Origin of the sequence: Streptomyces sp. AK010 (assembly GCF_014207295.1) — a bacterium.
In the GTDB taxonomy this organism is placed as follows: domain Bacteria; phylum Actinomycetota; class Actinomycetes; order Streptomycetales; family Streptomycetaceae; genus Streptomyces; species Streptomyces massasporeus.
The window spans coordinates 184,541-200,360 of the sequence record NZ_JACHCX010000002.1; the positions used below are offsets into that span (position 1 = coordinate 184,541).

Below are 15,820 nucleotides of genomic sequence, written 5' to 3' on the forward strand. Positions count from 1 at the left end.
GTTCCGCCGCCTTGTCGCCCATATGAGTGATGTCACGGTTCAGTGGCGGGCGTCACGGCCGTTCCTGCGCGTTCCCGCTGGTATTTAGCGAGAGTAATGAGTTACGCTAAAGAACATGCCGGACCTCAGCCATGGCGACGACGTAGCCGCCGTGAACTCCCTCCGATCCGCAGTGATGCGGCTGTCCCGTCGGCTCAAGCACCAGCGGGTCGACGAATCGCTCAGCCCCACCGAGATGTCGGTGCTGGGCACCCTGTCGCTGTGCGGCAGGGCCACGCCGGGCGAGCTCGCCCGCAAGGAGCACGTCCAGCCGCCGTCGATGACCCGCATCGTGGCGCTGCTGGAGGCCAAGGGACTGGTCCGGCTGGAGCCGCACCCCGAGGACCGGCGCCAGAAGGTCGTCACACGCACCGAGCAGGCCGAGGCCATGCTCGAGGAGAGCCGCGCCAAGCGGAACGCGTTCCTGGCGACGCTGGTGGAGAACCTCGACGAGGACGAGTGGGCGAAACTGCGCGCCGCCGCCCCCGTGCTGGAGAAGCTCGCGCATCTGTAGGAAGGCCGTTGCAAGGAGGCGACACATTTGAGTTCGGGACCCGGAGCAGCTTCCGCCCCCGCACCTGATCACCACGATTCCCCGCCCGCCTCCGACGCACCCGCCGCCCGGCCCGCCCGCAGGTCCTCGATGTTCTCCTCCCTGAAGGTGCGGAACTACCGCCTGTTCTTCATGGGGCAGGTCGTCTCCAACATCGGCACCTGGATGCAGCGCATCGCCCAGGACTGGCTGGTGCTCAGCCTCACCGGCTCCTCCGCCGCCGTCGGCATCACCACCGCCCTCCAGTTCCTGCCGATGCTGCTCTTCGGCCTCTACGGCGGTGTCCTCGTCGACCGGCTGCGCAAGCGGCCCACGCTGCTCGTGACGCAGTCCTCGATGGCGCTCACGGCGATCGCCCTGGCCGTCCTCACCCTGACCGGGCACGTCCAGGTGTGGCACGTGTACGTCGCCGCGTTCGCGGTCGGTCTCGCCACCGTCGTGGACAACCCGGCCCGGCAGTCCTTCGTCTCCGAGCTGGTCGGCCCGGGGCAGCTGCAGAACGCCGTCAGCCTGAACTCGGCGAACTTCCAGTCCGCCCGCCTGGTCGGCCCCGCCGTCGCGGGCATACTCATCACCGGCGTCGGCACCGGCTACGCGTTCCTCTTCAACGGTCTGTCCTTCATCGCGCCGCTCACCGGACTGCTGCTGATGCGCGCCCGTGAGCTGCACGTCGTGGAGCGCGCCCCGCGGGGCAAGGGGCAGCTGCGGGAGGGCGTGCGGTACGTCACCGGCCGCCCGGAGCTGATCTGGCCGATCGTCCTGGTCGGCTTCGTCGGCACGTTCGCCTTCAACTTCCCCGTGTACCTGTCGGCGTTCGCGGACGACGTGTTCCACGCGGGAGCGGGCGCCTACAGCATGTTCAACACGCTGATGGCGGTCGGCTCGGTCGCGGGCGCGCTGCTCGCGGCGCGGCGGGGCACGGCCCGGCTGCGGCTGCTGATCGTGGCGGCCGTGGCCTTCGGCGCGCTGGAGATCGTGGCGGCGACGACCCCCACGCTGTGGATGTTCGCCCTGCTCATGGTCCCGCTGGGGCTGTTCGGCATGACGGTCAACGTCACCACGAACACCAGCATCCAGATGTCCACGGACCCCGCCATGCGCGGCCGGGTCATGGCCCTCTACATGATGATCTTCCTCGGCGGCTCGCCGGTCGGCGCCCCGATCGTCGGCTGGGTCACCGACACCTACGGTGCCCGGGTCGGCCTCGCGGCCGGCGGCGCGGTGGCGGCACTCGCCGCGGCCGTCATCGGCCTGATCCTGGCCCGGGTCGGCAACCTGCGCCTGTCGGTGGGCTGGCACGGCGGGCATCCCCGGGTGCGGTTCGTGCCCCGGGAGCAGCAGGAGGCGCTGGCCCCTGCGGCGTAGGGCGCCGTCAGTCCCGGGGGAACTCGCCGGTCTGGAGGACGAGCCCGACCACGGTTTTGGTCAGGTCGATCTCGTCCCCGAAGTCCAGGCTCAGCTCGCCCCGGTACTCGCCGTCCTTGGGCTTGGTGTGCAGATGCCAGCGGCCGGTGTACGGATCCACGATCAGGTACACCGGCACGCCGGCGGCGGCGTAGGCGTCCTTCTTGGGACCGTAGTCGTTGGCGCCGGTCTTCCTGGAGATCACCTCGGCGACGAACTCGACGTCCTGGTAGCGCCACAGGCCTTTGGCGTTCTTGGCCGCGCCCTCGGTCATCACGGTGATGTCGGAGGCGAAGCCGTTGAGGTGGCCCGGGTAGTCGACACGGACGTCGGACTTCACGCGCTTGCGCGGATACTTGGTGCGCAGCTGGTCGTAGATGTCCGCGATGATGTCCCAGTGGGTGTCCCGCTGAGGCGCCATGAAGATGTTCCCCCCGACGATCTCGACCTTGTAGCCCTCGGGGACCGGCATCGTCTCCACCCACTCGAACATCGTGTCGAGGGTGAGTTCACCGCTGCTGTCGGCCATCTCGATCCTGTCGTCAAGGACGGTCATCGTGGCGCTCCTCCCCGGCCGCACCCGTGGATGAATCCGACCGCGCGGTACAACGATACGCACGGTGACCGGGACACGCCCGGGTCCGCGGGGCCCGTGCCTACACCCTCCGAGCCAGCAGCTGGCCGGGCCAGTCGTTCTCGCCGACCGTGAAGGACTCGGTTCGGGTGAAGCCGTTGGCCTCGTAGTAGCGGACGAGCTTGCCGTCGTCCCCGGCGTAGCAGTCCACGCGGAGGAGGGAGATGCCGGCGTGGCGGGTCTCCTCGGCGACGTGGGTGAGGAGGGCGCTGCCCACGCCGTGGCCCTTGAAGCGTGGGTCGGAGGCCAGCCAGTGGATGTAGCGCTCGGGCTCGCCGGGCGGGAGGTGGGAGAGGTAGGCGCCCGCCGAGCCGGTGAGGGTGAGGGTGCCGGCGGGGACGCCGTCGACGTCGGCCATGTACACGCTGCCCTGCGCCATGTACCGGCGGACCGACTCCACCGTCTTCGGGCTCTGCGACAGGGGCTTCGTCCCCCACTGCCCCGTGCGCCCCTGGGAGACCAGCCACTCCACGCAGCTGTCGAGCATGCCGAGTATCGCGGGGATGTCGTCGGGCCCGCCGTCCCGGATGGTGATCCGCATCGCCCCATGGTGCCAGGCTGGGCCCCATGAGACTCTTCGCGGCCCTGCTGCCCCCGGACGAAGTGTGCCGTGAACTCGGCGCCGTGGTCGACGAGTTGCGCGGGCGGCCGGGCGCCGACTGCATGCGCTGGACCAGCCGGCCCGGCTGGCACCTCACGCTCGCCTTCTACGGCGAGGTCGACGACGGGCTCGTCCCCGCGCTGTCAAAGCGGCTGGAGCGGGCCGCGCGCCGCACCGAGCCGTTCCCGCTGGCCGTGCGGGGTGGCGGGCAGTTCGGGCACGGGAAGGCGCTGTGGGCCGGGGCCGAGGGCGATCTGGCCACCCTCCGGCTGCTGGCCGAGCGGGCCGAGGCGGCGGCGCGCAAGGCGGGGGTGCCGATGGGGGAGCACCGGCGGTACAAGGCCCATCTGACGGTGGCGCGGAGCAGGGCGGCGGGGGACGTGCGGGCCTTCCTGGACACCCTCGCGGGCTTCACGGGCCGGACCTGGACCGTACGGGAGCTCTGCCTGGTGCGGAGCAATCTGCCCACCTCCGGGGTCCCCGGGGAGCAGCCCCGGTACGAGGCGGTCGGGCGCTGGGCACTCGGGGGTGCCGGTTAGGCTCGGTGCCGTGGACCCGAAAACCCGCAACCGGATCATGGCCGGTGTGCTCGTGCTGATGTTTCTCGTCGTCGCCCTGGCTTCCGTGATCGGGAGGTAGGGCAGGGGGCGGTGGGGGAACTGTGGACGGCTGTTCCCCCACCGCGGGCCGGTGGGGGCCGGTCGCGCCCACGCGGCGGAGCCGCACATCGACACAGCCCCGCGCCCCTGCAGGGCGACCTACCAGGCAAAAGCCTCCGGGCTCGGGCCCGGGCCCGGGAAGATCTCGTCCAGGGCGGTCAGGAGGTCCTCGGAGAGGTCCAGCTCGGACGCGCGGACGGCGGAGGCGAGCTGCTCGGCGGTGCGCGGGCCGACGATCGGGCCGGTCACGCCGGGGCGGGTGAGCAGCCAGGCCAGGGCGGCCTCGCCGGGCTCGATGCCGTGCTTGTCGAGCAGGTCCTCGTAGGACTGGATCCGCGCCCGGGTGGCGGGGTCGGCGAGCGCGTCGGCCGCGCGGCCGGAGGCGCGTCGGCCGCCCTCGACCTCCTTCCTGAGGACCCCGCCCAGCAGACCGCCGTGCAGCGGCGACCACGGGATGACGCCCAGGCCGTACTCCTGCGCGGCCGGGACGACCTCCATCTCGGCGCGGCGCTCGGCGAGGTTGTACAGGCACTGCTCGCTGACCAGGCCGATGGTCCCGCCGCGCCGGGCGGCGATCTCGTTGGCCTGGGCGATCTTGTAGCCGGGGAAGTTCGACGATCCGACGTAGAGGATCTTGCCCTGCTGGACCAGGACGTCGATCGCCTGCCAGATCTCGTCGAAGGGGGTGTCCCGGTCGACGTGGTGGAACTGGTAGACGTCGATGTGGTCCGTCTGGAGCCGCTTCAGGCTGGCGTCCACCGCCCGCCGGATGTTGACCGCGGAGAGCTTGTCGTGGTTGGGCCAGGCCGGGCCGTCGGAGCCCATGTTGCCGTACACCTTCGTGGCGAGGACGACCTTGTCGCGCCGTCCCTCGCCCTTCGCGAACCAGTTGCCGATGATGCTTTCGGTACGGCCCTTGTTCTCGCCCCAGCCGTAGACGTTGGCGGTGTCGAAGAAGTTGATGCCCGCGTCCAGCGCCGCGTCCATGATGGCGTGGCTGTCGGCCTCGTCGGTCTGCGGGCCGAAGTTCATGGTGCCGAGGACGAGCCGGCTGACCTTGAGTCCCGTGCGTCCGAGCTGCGTGTACTTCATGGTTCCCAGCCAACGTCTTGAAGTGCGCTCCAGGCAAGCGCGCAATCCGGGCCTCGACGTCCCGCCCTGTGCGGAGCACCTCGTCCGGGTGATCCGGGTGATCCGGGTGATCCGGGTGATCTACTCCCCGTAAGGGCCCGTCAGGTCCCAGCCCTGGTGCATCGCCGCCGCGAAGGCCGCCGCGATCTTGTGCTCGCCGCTCGCGTTGGGGTGGGTGCCGTCGTAGGTGTCGGTGGCGACGTCGTACGAGGGCGGGGGTGAGGCCAGCAGGACGGGGGAGCCGGGTTCGTCGAGGTCGGCCGCCGTCTTGGCGAGGAGCTCGTTGAACCGGGTGACCTCGCCGGCGAAGGCCGCGTCCGACTGGGCGCGCACGTTCGGGGTGACCGGCAGCCACACCATCCTCACCCGGCGGTTCGCCGCCCGGGCCTCGGCCGTGAAAGCCCGGACGTTCTCGGCGGTCTGCTCGGCGTTCGTGTAGAAGCCCAGGTCGATCAGGCCCAGGGAGACCAGCAGCACGTCCGCGCGGCAGGACCGCACCGCGTCGCCGATCAGCGGCGCCATGTGCTGCCAGCCCTCGCCCCAGCCGGCCAGGTGGGCCCGCGGGAAGTCCGGTTCGGCGTAGGCGTACGACACCGGGGCGTCGGCGAGCTTGTCGTAGAGCGTCTCGCGCGGGCCGACGAGCGTGCAGGGACCGGCGTAGGAACGGCACAGGTGCTGCCACAGCCGGTAGCGCCATGTGTGTTCGCCCGTGCTCCCGATCGTCATGGAGTCACCGACGGGCATGAACCTGAGCATCCGCTCATGATGAACGATCTCGACGGCCGACGGGGTGTGAGCCGGGACACGCACCGAGTCCTGCCGCCGGTCCTGTGATCCATTACGCCGGTGAACCGCCGAGCCGGATGGCAGGCTTGGGGCATGCGCAGACCGTTCGCCCTTCTCGCCGCGGCCCTCCTCACGGGCGCCCTCGCCGCGCCCGCCTCCGCCGCCGACGGCGACGAGAAGTTCACGATCAAGGACCCGCGCATCACCGAGTCCAGCGGCCTGGCGGCCTCGCGGCAGCACCCCGGCATCTACTGGACGCACAACGACAGCGACGACGGGGCGTACCTCTACGCCGTCGACAGCTCGACGGGCGAGACGGTCGCCACGATCACCATGTCCGGCGTCGGCAGCCCGCGCGACGTCGAGGCCGTCTCCATCGGGCCGGACAGCCAGATCTACGTCGGCGACATCGGCGACAACCTCGGCGGCACCTGGCCGTACGTCTGGATCTACCGGCTGCCCGAGCCGAAGAACCTGCGCGACCAGACGATCAAGGCCACGCAGTACGTCGTGAAGTACTCCGACGGCGCGCGGGACGCCGAGTCCCTGGTCGTGCACCCGAAGACCGGCCGCGTCTACATCGTCGACAAGAACGAGAAGGGCGGGCACCTCTTCGAGGGCCCGGCGGAGCTCTCTCCGTCCGGTGCGAACGTCTTCCGCCCGGTCGCCGCGGTCCCCGACCTGGAGGCCACCGACGCCACGCTCTCCCCGGACGGCGAACACCTCGTCGTACGCAGCTACTTCGGCGCGATCGCGTACGACTGGAACGGCGGGAAGATCAAGAAGAAGGAACGGCTCGGCGTGCCGTTCCTGGGGCAGGGGGAGTCCGTCACGTACACCGCGGACGGCAAGAAGCTGATGTACGGCGCCGAGGGGGCGGACAGCCCGGTGGAGCCGCAGGACGCCCCCGGTGGAGCCGGCACCTCCTCCGGCGGCGGCGGTTCGGCCGCACGGGACGACGGTGCCGCCGGCGACGGGTTCGGCAGCAACCTCAGGACCGGCGCCATCGCCGTGGCCGTGGCGTGCGCCGCCCTGCTCGGTCTGCGAGGGCTGCGGCGGCGGAAGTAGAGGCCGGAAGGCGGCCCGGTACCGGTACGTGCCGGAGCTCCGCTTTCCCGTTGGTGGAGCCGTGGTGCGGCGCGGCCCGGCGACGTACCCGCCGCGCGGCCGGGCCGGCCGGACCCGGACCGGATCACCTGGCGACGAAGACCACCCGGAACATCTTCGGCCACCACTTGCCGGTGAGCAGGAACTCACCGGTGCCCGGGACGGCGGCGATGCCGTTGAGCACCTCGGCGGGCCGCCGCTCCTTCGAGGGCAGCAGCCCCGAGGCGTCGATCTGGGCGGTGACCGCGCCGGTGCCGGTGTCGACGCGCACGATCCGGTCGGAGGGCCAGACATTGGCGTACACGTGGTCGCCCACGCATTCCAGCTCGTTGAGCCGCGGCACCGGACGGCCTCGAAGGGTGACGAGGAGTTCACCCGTCGGGGCCAGCGTGCGCGGGTCCCGCAAGGTGAGCCGGGCGGAACCGTCACTGGTGACCAGCCGCCCGCGTCCCGGCTGGTGGCATACGCCCCAGCCCTCCGCCGGGTAGGGGAGACGACGCAGCTCCGCGAGGGTTGTGGCGTCCCGTTCGATCGCGATGCGGTCCCGCCAGGTCAACTGCCACAGCGTCGGCCCGAGGACGGTGACCCCCTCCCCGAACAGCGGCGTCGGCAGGTCGGCACGGACGGTGGGGCGCCGGCCGGGCGGGCCCCGGCGGATCGACGACTGACCGGCCATGCCCGTCCCCTCGTAGAGGGTTCGCCCGGCCATCTCCAGGCCCTGCGTGTAGGCCTTCGGGTCGTGGGGCAGGACGTCGAGGACCCTGACCCTCAGTTGCTCGACCGGCTCCGCGGCGGATCCGGCCCGCGTGCGCACCGGTGAGCGGTCGTCAGCCGTACAGGAGGAGAGCAGTGCGGAGCCTGCGAGGACCGCGGCCGCGAGGGCCGGGAGTACGCGCGTCCGCGCGCACCTGATGGTCGGCCGGGAGCCGCGAACCGCCACGCCGGGGCCCCCGCGCCGACGACCGCCGGGCCGACGGCGCGGAACCCGCCGGGCACGACCCGCACCGGCTGCGGCGTCCTTGCCGTGGTCAGTGATGGTCTCCGCCTTCCTGAGCGGCCACCGGCGTGGTGTCCTTTCCCGACGGTGCGGCCGGCGCAGGGAAGGCGCCGATCGTCGCCGGCCCGCCGCGGCGGCGGAGCCGCGGCCGGAGCCTGAGCCCGAGCCGCTCCCTGCGTCCCGAGGCATGGGGGCGGTACCCGTAGCCGTACTGCTCGATGCCGCCCTTGGCGGGCACCATGTTGAGGACGCTGCCGAGCACGGTGGCGCCGACGTCTTGCAGGGTGCGCAGGGCGTCGGTGACCTGGCCACGGGAGGTCTTCCCGTACCGGGCGGCCAGCAGGTAACCGTCGACCGCCCGGGCCATCGCAGGTGTGTCCGCGACCGGGAGGACCGGCGCGGTGTCGATCACGACATGGTCGAACCTGTCGGCGAGCGCGCGCACCACGCCGCGGAACTGCTCCGAGCCCAGCATCTCCGCAGGGTTCGGCGGCAGCACCCCGCTGGCCAGCACCGAGAACGCGCCCGCCGACTGCATCACGTCCTCGGCGTTCGCCTGGCCGATCATCACGGTGGTCAGCCCGGCGTCCTGTACCAGCCCGAGCGTGGAGGCCACGCTGGGGCGCCGCAGGTCGGCGTCGACCAGGCAGACCGAGGAACCGAACTCGGCCAGGGAGGACGCCAGGTTGATCGAGATGCTCGTCTTCCCCTCGGCGGACACTGCGCTGGTGACCGCGATGACCTTGGGCGGAGCGTCGATGTCGACGAACCGGAGGTTGGTGCGCAGCCTTCTGAAGTCTTCCGCCCGCCGGCCGAACGCGTCGTCGTCCGCCGCCACCGTGTGCCGGGAAGCACTCTGGTCGAGGGCGACGCTTCCGAGTACGGGCGGTCCGCCGGCCTCGGCGAGACACCGGGTGAGGTCGTTGCGGCTGCGCACCGAGGTGTCCAGCGACTCCCGCGCGACCGCCAGGCCGGCACCGAGCCCCAGGCCGGCCACGAGGCCGAGTGCGAGGTTGAGCACCAGATTCGGGGAGGTCGGCGTCTTGGGTTTGGTGGCGTGGGTGGTGATGCTCAGCCGGACGGGCGAGAGCCGTGAGCCCTCCGGTCGTTCGATCTTGGCGATGACCTCGGCGAAGCGGTGGGCGACCGCGTTGCTGATCCTGGCCGCCCGGGCGGGTTCGGTGTCGGTGGCGGTGATCTTGAGGAGTACCGTTTCGAGAGGCACCTCCGTGGTGATCTTCCGGGCCAGCTGAGAGGGCGTCATGTCCAGGCGCAGAAGCTCGGAGACCGGTCCGGTCACGTAAGGACTGGTGACCACTTCCGCGTAGGAGCGGACGCGAGCCTGGGCGAAGCTGTTGCCCTGATTGAGCTTGACCGAGTCGTCCCAGTCCTGGAGCGACACGAAGAGGGTCGAGGTGGCCTGGTACTGCGGTGTGGTGGTGTGGGTGACGAACACGCCGACCGCTGTTCCCAGCAGGCCCAGCGCCGCGATGATGCGCCAGCGCCTGACCAGGAACCGAAGGTAGTCGGACAGATCCAAGATATCCATCCCAGGTATGCAAAACGGCAGCAGGATTTGCATTCGGTAGCTGCGTGATCTTATCTGCGATACATGGTCAAAACGTGCCATCTCTCGCCGAGTCGGCCGGAGCCGCCCTCGCCGCCGGCCAGGCGTGCGTTCCCGGCCCGGAACCGGATCCCGTGCCGCTGAGCAGCCGGATCAGCCGGTGCACGGACCGCTCGGGAGCGCGCTGGCCCGCAGGGGAAGCACGAGGGGCTGACGCAGCACGAAGGCGGAACGGTCCGCGGGGCGCTCCAGCAAGTGGAGTACGAGGGTGCGTGCGGCGCCCGCGGGCAGTTCGACGTCGAGGGTGAAGACCGGGTGGCCCCGCTCGGTGCCGTGGCTGAGCTGAGCGGAGCGTCCGTCGAGGGTGGCACCGGACAAGGTGGCGCCGGCACTGGCGTAATAGGACACCAGGAGGCGGTTGTCACCGGGGCGGGTGTCGTAGGGCGGGTCGTCCACCCGCTGGACGACGTACGACGGGAGTCCCGAGGCGGGAGCCCGGTTGGCAAGGCGCACCGTCACGGTGACCTCGCGCCGGCCGTCGACGCACCGGCCCGGTACCCACATGAGCCGGCGCTCGAGGTAGTAGTCGAGCTTCGTACCCGCCGCGTTGTTGACGACCAGTCCGGCCAGTGGAGCGGATCCCTTGGGAAGGGCTCCGCCGAACGACCGCGCCAGGAGCTCGCGCTGCTCCGCCGCGTGCCCACTCCACACCTTGATCCGCCCGTCTCCCAACTGCCGGTGCAGCGACGAGAAGAGTGCGGTCCGGCGCGTGGGGTCCGTCGACGCGCCGAGCAGCCGCATGGCCACCGTGCGCGCCATGTCGAGGAAGTACGCCTTGCGCCGCTTGAAGTCCGGGTGGAGCGCGTAGCTCGCGCGCTCGCTGAGGTCCACGACGTTGCGGGCGGTGACGGCGCTCCCGTCGGGCAGCCGGGCGGGGCCGGAGGCGGTGAGGAGCCCGGCGACCGCACCGGGGTCCAGACCGAAGGCGCCGTCCACCCGCTGGCCGCTGTGCCGTTGCCACGCCGCGGCCCAGATCCGCGCCGCGTACGGGAAGTGCGGGCTCATGTTGGAGTTGGCCCAGGTCCGGGTCGGGGCGCTGGGACCGTAGAGCCCGTTGAAATCCGCTCCCAGGTCGAGGTCCGCATGGGCCTCGCTCAGCTCGGTGTCGTTGCCGAAGTGTTCGAAGCTCAGCCGGCCCCGCTCCGCCCTGAGCACCGCGAAGGCTCCGGGCAGCCCGCCCGTTCCACGGGCCTCGGCGGTGTTCTCGAACACCGCCAGATACCGTCGCGGTCCGTCGGCTCCGAGCATCGAGGGCATCAACCGGGCCGCCGCGGCGGCATCGTGGGCGAGCGGGGTGATCCGGTCGAGCTGCCGGGCGAGTTCGGTGCGCGCCCGGTCGGTGGCCGGCAGCCAGGTGCCGTGCGGGAGGCCGTCGACGTCGGCCCGCACCCTCGATGCGCTGTGCGAGGCCTGTTCGAGAAGGGGAGCCACACGGCGCAGCGCGGAGAGGTCCAGGTGCCGGCCGTCGTCGGTCCCGGTGGAATCGAGTTCCGCGACGGTGTGCGCCAGGGGAGGGAGCACGTCGTGGGTCAGCCGGGCGGAGGCCTCCGCGATACCGCGCACCGTACGGAGGGGGCCGCCGAGAACCGGCAGATGAGCCGCCGGGAACCAGGCGGGGCCGGTCGTGAGCCGATGAGCCCGGGCGGCGTGGCCGCCGGCGTCGCGCACCGCGTCCTGCACGGTTGCGGTCAGCGCCGCAGGCGGGCCGCCAGCGACAGCCGGGGTTGCCGCGGGCTGCGCGAGGTGCCGCCGCAGCGTCTCCAGGCTTCGCTGGGCGGCCATCAGCTCATTCCGGGCGAGCACCCCGGTGACCGCGATCCAGGCGGCACCGGCCAGAACCAGTGCGGCCGCGGCGTACAGCGGCATCCTGACGCGACGGTCGCGCAGCAGGCGGACGACGACGGCGGGCGGGACCCACTCCTTGTACCGGCGCGGATTCCACCGGGCCCGCTCCGCACCGGGCGAGGATTCCTGCTCCTGCGACGTACCACGGCGAGTCTCGGACATCTGATGTCACTCCCTGGCTGATCTCGTTCGCTGGGGCCGTGGGCTCCCGCAACGCCCGGTGGGCGGCAGGGATGTGGAGGTGAACCCTCGCGCCGGAGCCGGCTCAGTAGGCGCCGTCACCGCGCAGCACGGCGGGGAGAGTCCGGCAGAGGATCGCCAGGTCGAGCCGGATCGACCAGGTGTCGACGTACTCGAGATCCAGGCGCAGGGCGTCCTCCCAGGCGAGGTCGGACCGTCCGCTCACCTGCCACAGCCCGGTGATCCCGGGGCGGACCAGCAGGCGGCGCCGGGCCTCCCCGGTGAACGCCGAGTCCGCGACCGGGAGCGGACGCGGTCCGACCAAGGACATCTGCCCCCGCAGCACATTGACCAGCTGCGGCAGCTCGTCCAGGGAGTAACGCCGCAGCCAGCGCCCGGCCCTGGTCACCCGCGGATCCTCGCGGATCTTGAAGAGGTGCCCGTCGGCCTCGTTGGACTCCGCCATGGCGTCGCGCATCCGCTCCGAACCGACGTGCATCGTACGCAGCTTCAGGACGTGGAACTCCTTGCCCCGCCAGCCGGTGCGGCGCTGGCGGAACAGCAGCGGGCCCGGACTGTCGAGCTTCACCGCCACGGCGGCGGTGATCAGCACCGGCGCCACGAACAGGAGCAGGACGGCGGCCCCCGCGCAGTCGATGAACCGCTTGGCGGCCCGGACTCCCCCGCGCCCACGGCCCCGGGGAGCCGGCGGGTGAGAGGCCGTCCTCGCAGCGGATACCGGCATCGCGCATCCCTTCGTCTTCTGCGGCGGAATGGGTGAAAGGAGTCCTTGTTCGGGCGCATTGCGGCCCTCAGAACATCCCAATCGGATCATCTCTGACTAAGGAATAGAAACACGACATTGATCCACGCTTCGGCAATGACGCCGAAGCCCGCCCTCGCCACCAGGCCGGGCGGGGCGGCCGAGAGGACCTGCATGCGTGCGGTAGTGACGGGTGGGGCCGGGTTCCTCGGCTCCCATTTGTGTGAACGACTGCTTCAGGCGGAGCACGAAGTCGTCTGTGTGGACAACTTTCTGACGTCCGGTCCCGAGAACATCGAGCACCTCATGGACGACCGGCGCTTCCAGTTCCGCCACCGGGACATCACCGAGGGCCTGGACGAGCCGGGGGAGGTGGACGCCGTCTTCCACATGGCGTCACCGGCGTCGCCCGCGGACTATCTGAAACTGCCCCTGGAGACGCTCCGGGTGGGCTCGGCCGGCACCTGGCACGCCCTGGACCTGGCAGCCGCCAAGGGCGCCCGCTTCCTGCTGGCCTCCACCTCGGAGTCGTACGGCGACCCGCTGGTCCATCCGCAGCCGGAGAGCTACTGGGGGCATGTGAACCCGGTGGGCCCGCGTTCGGTGTACGACGAGGCGAAGCGCTTCGGTGAGGCACTGACGACGGCGTACCGCAGGAGCCGCGGGGTGGACGCCAAGATCGTGCGCATCTTCAACACCTTCGGGCCGCGGATGCGCCCGGACGACGGGCGGGCGATCCCCACCTTCATCCGCCAGGCGCTGAGCGGAGAGCCGATCACGGTCACCGGCGACGGCAAACAGACCAGGTCGCTGTGCTACGTGGACGACCTGGTCGACGGGCTGATGCGGATGATCGGGAGCAGCCACGGCGGCCCGGTCAACCTCGGCAACCCCCACGAGATCACGATGCTCGAACTGGCCCAGTGGATCAGCAAGCTCACCGAGTCCCCGTCCGAGATCGTGCTGGTCCCCCGGCCGCAGGACGACCCCGAGAAGCGCCGTCCGAGCATCACGCTGGCCCGCGAACTGCTGGACTGGAACCCTATGACCCCGGTGGAGCACGGCCTGCGCGAAACCGTCAGGGACTTCCGCCGCCGTATCGACTTCGACGACCTCGGCACCACCTCCCGGCGGCACCCCGTCACCGTGGTGAACGGCACGGCCCATCGATGACGGCGGTCGGTGAAACGGCGAGCGGCACAACCTCCGTACCCGTCGTCTCGTGTCTGGGCGTGCCCGTCACGGCGCACACCCGTGAGGGCGCCGCCAGCCGGGTGGTGCACCGCGCCCTGCACACCCGGGAGGCACGCGAGGCGCACCGGTCGGCACAGGCAGGCACAGCCGCCGCCCCCGCGGGGAGCGACGTGCACCTGTGCAACGCCTACACCCTCGCCCTGGCCGACCGGGACCCGGCGCTGCTCAGGACCCTCCGCTCGGCGTTCCTCAACCTCGCCGACGGGCAGCCGGTGGTCTGGGCGAACCAGCTCCTCCACCGGGACACGGCGCTGCCGCGCAGGCGCGTCTACGGCCCCGACCTGATGCTGGACGTCTTCTCCATGAGCCAGGGCACGGGGTTGCGCCACTACCTGCTGGGCTCCACACCCGAGGTGCTGGCCGCGCTGCAGCGCGAACTGCGCAGGCGCTTCCCCCGGGCCGTGCTCGCCGGTTCCTGCTCCCCGCCGTTCCGGTCGCTGACCGCCCAGGAGCTGCGGGACCAGGAGGACGACATCCGCGCACGGGGGGCCGACGTCGTCTGGGTGGGGCTCGGCACTCCGCTGCAGGACCACCGGGCCGCCGAGCTCAGCGCGGCGCTGCCGGTGGTGACCGTGGCGGTGGGCGCCGCGTTCGACTTCATCGCGGGCAGCAAGCGGCAGGCGCCGTCCTGGATGCAACAGGGCGGACTGGAGTGGCTGTTCCGGCTGGGCTGCGAGCCGCGCCGGCTGTGGCGGCGCTATCTGTTCGGCAACGCCCGGTTCGTCGGGGGCGTCGTCCGGCAGGCGGCCCTCCGGCCGGCTCCGCGGGCGTCAGCCCCGCCGGCGCGGCCTTCGGACGTCGGGACGGGACTCACCGGCAGGCGGGAGAGGGCGCGTTGACGGCCCCGACCGGCGAGGCCCCGGACGTATCCCACCGGCACGACGTCCCGCCCCCCGCCCCCACCGCACGGGCGCTGCGCATCGTGCTGGCCTCGTACGCCTGCGACCCCAGCCGCGGCACCGAGCCGGGCATGGGCTGGGCCTGGGCCGAGGCGCTGGCGCGGCGCGGGCACACGGTCGAGCTGCTGACCCGCCCCCACGGCGGCAACACGGAGCACATCGGCAGGCGCATCGATGCCCTCGGCGCGGTGGGGCGGCGGATCAGGACCCACGTCGTCCCCGTCCCGCCCCGGCCCTGGTGGGTGCGCGTGCTGCCGGGCTTCCTGCGCAGCCAGGCCCTGGAGTTCGTCCACTACGACGGATGGCAGCGGCGCGCCCTCGCACACGCGCGCGCCAACGGGCTGGACCGCGCCGATCTGGTGCACCACGTCTCGTACGGTTCGCTCGTGGGCGGCAGCGCGCTGCGGCGGCTCGGACCTCCGCTGGTGTTCGGCCCCGTGGGCGGCGGGCAGACCGCGCCGCACAGCCACCGCCGCTGGCTGGGACCCGCCTACTTCCAGGAGATGGTGCGGGAGTTGCTGTGGGTGCGGGGCATGAGCCTGCGTCCGACGTGCCGTGCGACGCTCCGGGAGGCGGCTCTGGTCCTGGCCACCAATCGCGACACGGCGCGACGGGCCCGCCGCCTGGGCCGCTCCGACCCCCGACTGGTCCTGAGCGACGGCGTGCCCGACGCGTTGCTGCGCGAGCCCCGGCGGGAGCCGCCGCAACGGCGCCGACGTCCCCCGACCGTGCTGTGGGTCGGACGGCTCACCGCCATCAAGGCCCCGGAGCTGGCCCTCAGAGCGTTCGCGCACCTCTCGGCCCGCGTTCCCGACGCCCGTTTCGTGGTACTCGGGGACGGCCCGCTCCGTGCGGACCTGGAGCGGTTCACCGCCCGGCTGGGGCTCACCGGGTCCGTGTTCTTCCGGGGCCGACTGCCCTGGAAGGACACCCTCTCCGCGTATGACGACGCGGACGTGCTGCTCTTCACCAGCCTCCGGGACTCCTTCGGCGTGCAGAACCTCGAAGCGTGGGCGCGCGGGCTGCCCGTGGTGCATCTCGACCACCAGGGTGTGGGGGACTTCTCCGCGCCGGGCTGCGCGGCCCCCGTACCGCTGGGCGACCCCGCGGACCTGCCCCAGCGCCTCGCCCACGCGCTCGCCGGAGTGCTCGCCGACGAGGAAGCCCTCCGCCGTACGGCCGAGGCCGGGCCGCGGTGGGCCCGGCAGCACACCTGGACCGCGAAGGCAGAGCTCGCCGAGCGGCTCTACGAAGCCGTTCTGGACCGTCGCTGAAGCGCCGGTCCCCGTCGGCGGCGGCCGACGGTCCCGGAACCGCAACCGCCCACCCGCAACCGGAAAG

15 protein-coding genes are annotated in these 15,820 nt (G+C 71.8%); 7 read left to right on the top strand and 8 right to left on the bottom strand.

What is annotated here, in order from left to right; translation table 11 throughout:
* Nucleotides 1–115: 115 nt before the first annotated feature.
* Nucleotides 116–553 (top strand): MarR family winged helix-turn-helix transcriptional regulator, encoded by a 438-nt coding sequence (locus HDC93_RS04110; RefSeq protein ID WP_030849396.1) that lies wholly within the window; start codon nucleotides 116–118, stop codon nucleotides 551–553.
* Between the two features lie 27 nt (nucleotides 554–580).
* Nucleotides 581–1,957, top strand: coding sequence for an MFS transporter (locus HDC93_RS04115; RefSeq protein WP_185007268.1), 1,377 nt, complete (start codon nucleotides 581–583; stop codon nucleotides 1,955–1,957).
* A gap of 7 nt (nucleotides 1,958–1,964) precedes the next feature.
* Here the strand turns inward: HDC93_RS04115 and HDC93_RS04120 are convergent, their stop codons facing one another.
* Nucleotides 1,965–2,552 (bottom strand): Uma2 family endonuclease, encoded by a 588-nt coding sequence (locus tag HDC93_RS04120; protein WP_185007270.1) that lies wholly within the window; start codon nucleotides 2,550–2,552, stop codon nucleotides 1,965–1,967.
* A 100-nt stretch (nucleotides 2,553–2,652) separates the two neighbouring features.
* A complete protein-coding gene (locus HDC93_RS04125; protein ID WP_185007272.1) occupies nucleotides 2,653–3,171 on the bottom strand; it encodes a GNAT family N-acetyltransferase in 519 nt (172 codons plus the stop codon).
* A 26-nt stretch (nucleotides 3,172–3,197) separates the two neighbouring features.
* Between HDC93_RS04125 and thpR the strand changes: the two genes are divergently transcribed.
* Nucleotides 3,198–3,770 carry an RNA 2',3'-cyclic phosphodiesterase gene (gene thpR, locus HDC93_RS04130; RefSeq protein ID WP_185007274.1) on the top strand — a complete coding sequence of 191 codons (573 nt, stop codon included), beginning with the start codon at nucleotides 3,198–3,200 and terminating at the stop codon, nucleotides 3,768–3,770.
* Nucleotides 3,771–3,989: 219 nt separating this feature from the next.
* Here the strand turns inward: thpR and HDC93_RS04135 are convergent, their stop codons facing one another.
* A complete protein-coding gene (locus HDC93_RS04135) occupies nucleotides 3,990–4,982 on the bottom strand; it encodes an aldo/keto reductase (protein WP_185007276.1) in 993 nt (330 codons plus the stop codon).
* A 120-nt stretch (nucleotides 4,983–5,102) separates the two neighbouring features.
* Nucleotides 5,103–5,777 (bottom strand): GDSL-type esterase/lipase family protein, encoded by a 675-nt coding sequence (locus tag HDC93_RS04140; protein WP_185007278.1) that lies wholly within the window; start codon nucleotides 5,775–5,777, stop codon nucleotides 5,103–5,105.
* Between the two features lie 123 nt (nucleotides 5,778–5,900).
* On the opposite strand from HDC93_RS04140, the gene HDC93_RS04145 reads away from it, so the two are divergent.
* Complete coding sequence (locus HDC93_RS04145) at nucleotides 5,901–6,875, top strand: WD40 repeat domain-containing protein (protein WP_185007280.1); 975 nt, start codon at nucleotides 5,901–5,903, stop codon at nucleotides 6,873–6,875.
* A gap of 124 nt (nucleotides 6,876–6,999) precedes the next feature.
* Here HDC93_RS04145 and HDC93_RS04150 read toward each other — a convergent pair whose 3' ends face one another.
* From HDC93_RS04150 to HDC93_RS04165, 4 genes are all read right to left on the bottom strand, one after another.
* Nucleotides 7,000–7,728: a glutaminyl-peptide cyclotransferase gene (locus HDC93_RS04150; protein WP_185007977.1), complete on the bottom strand. Its 729-nt coding sequence runs from the start codon at nucleotides 7,726–7,728 to the stop codon at nucleotides 7,000–7,002.
* A 214-nt stretch (nucleotides 7,729–7,942) separates the two neighbouring features.
* Nucleotides 7,943–9,460 (bottom strand): polysaccharide biosynthesis tyrosine autokinase, encoded by a 1,518-nt coding sequence (locus HDC93_RS04155; RefSeq protein ID WP_185007282.1) that lies wholly within the window; start codon nucleotides 9,458–9,460, stop codon nucleotides 7,943–7,945.
* A 171-nt stretch (nucleotides 9,461–9,631) separates the two neighbouring features.
* Nucleotides 9,632–11,545, bottom strand: coding sequence for a DUF4012 domain-containing protein (locus HDC93_RS04160; protein ID WP_260419401.1), 1,914 nt, complete (start codon nucleotides 11,543–11,545; stop codon nucleotides 9,632–9,634).
* 103 nt (nucleotides 11,546–11,648) lie between these two features.
* The gene (locus HDC93_RS04165; protein ID WP_185007284.1) at nucleotides 11,649–12,308 is read right to left on the bottom strand and encodes a sugar transferase; all 660 of its coding nucleotides are present in this window, start codon (nucleotides 12,306–12,308) and stop codon (nucleotides 11,649–11,651) included.
* 192 nt (nucleotides 12,309–12,500) lie between these two features.
* Here HDC93_RS04165 and HDC93_RS04170 point away from each other — a divergent pair, with 192 nt between their 5' ends.
* The 3 genes from HDC93_RS04170 to HDC93_RS04180 are packed head-to-tail and all read left to right on the top strand — an operon-like array spanning nucleotide 12,501 to nucleotide 15,753.
* The gene (locus tag HDC93_RS04170; RefSeq protein WP_185007915.1) at nucleotides 12,501–13,499 is read left to right on the top strand and encodes a UDP-glucuronic acid decarboxylase family protein; all 999 of its coding nucleotides are present in this window, start codon (nucleotides 12,501–12,503) and stop codon (nucleotides 13,497–13,499) included.
* Nucleotides 13,500–13,558: 59 nt separating this feature from the next.
* Nucleotides 13,559–14,419 carry a WecB/TagA/CpsF family glycosyltransferase gene (locus tag HDC93_RS04175; RefSeq protein WP_311774482.1) on the top strand — a complete coding sequence of 287 codons (861 nt, stop codon included), beginning with the start codon at nucleotides 13,559–13,561 and terminating at the stop codon, nucleotides 14,417–14,419.
* On the top strand, nucleotides 14,416–15,753 hold the full coding sequence (locus tag HDC93_RS04180; RefSeq protein ID WP_185007288.1) for a glycosyltransferase family 4 protein: 1,338 nt from the start codon (nucleotides 14,416–14,418) through the stop codon (nucleotides 15,751–15,753). Before HDC93_RS04175 ends, HDC93_RS04180 begins: the two co-directional genes overlap by 4 nt.
* Nucleotides 15,754–15,820: the final 67 nt, after the last annotated feature.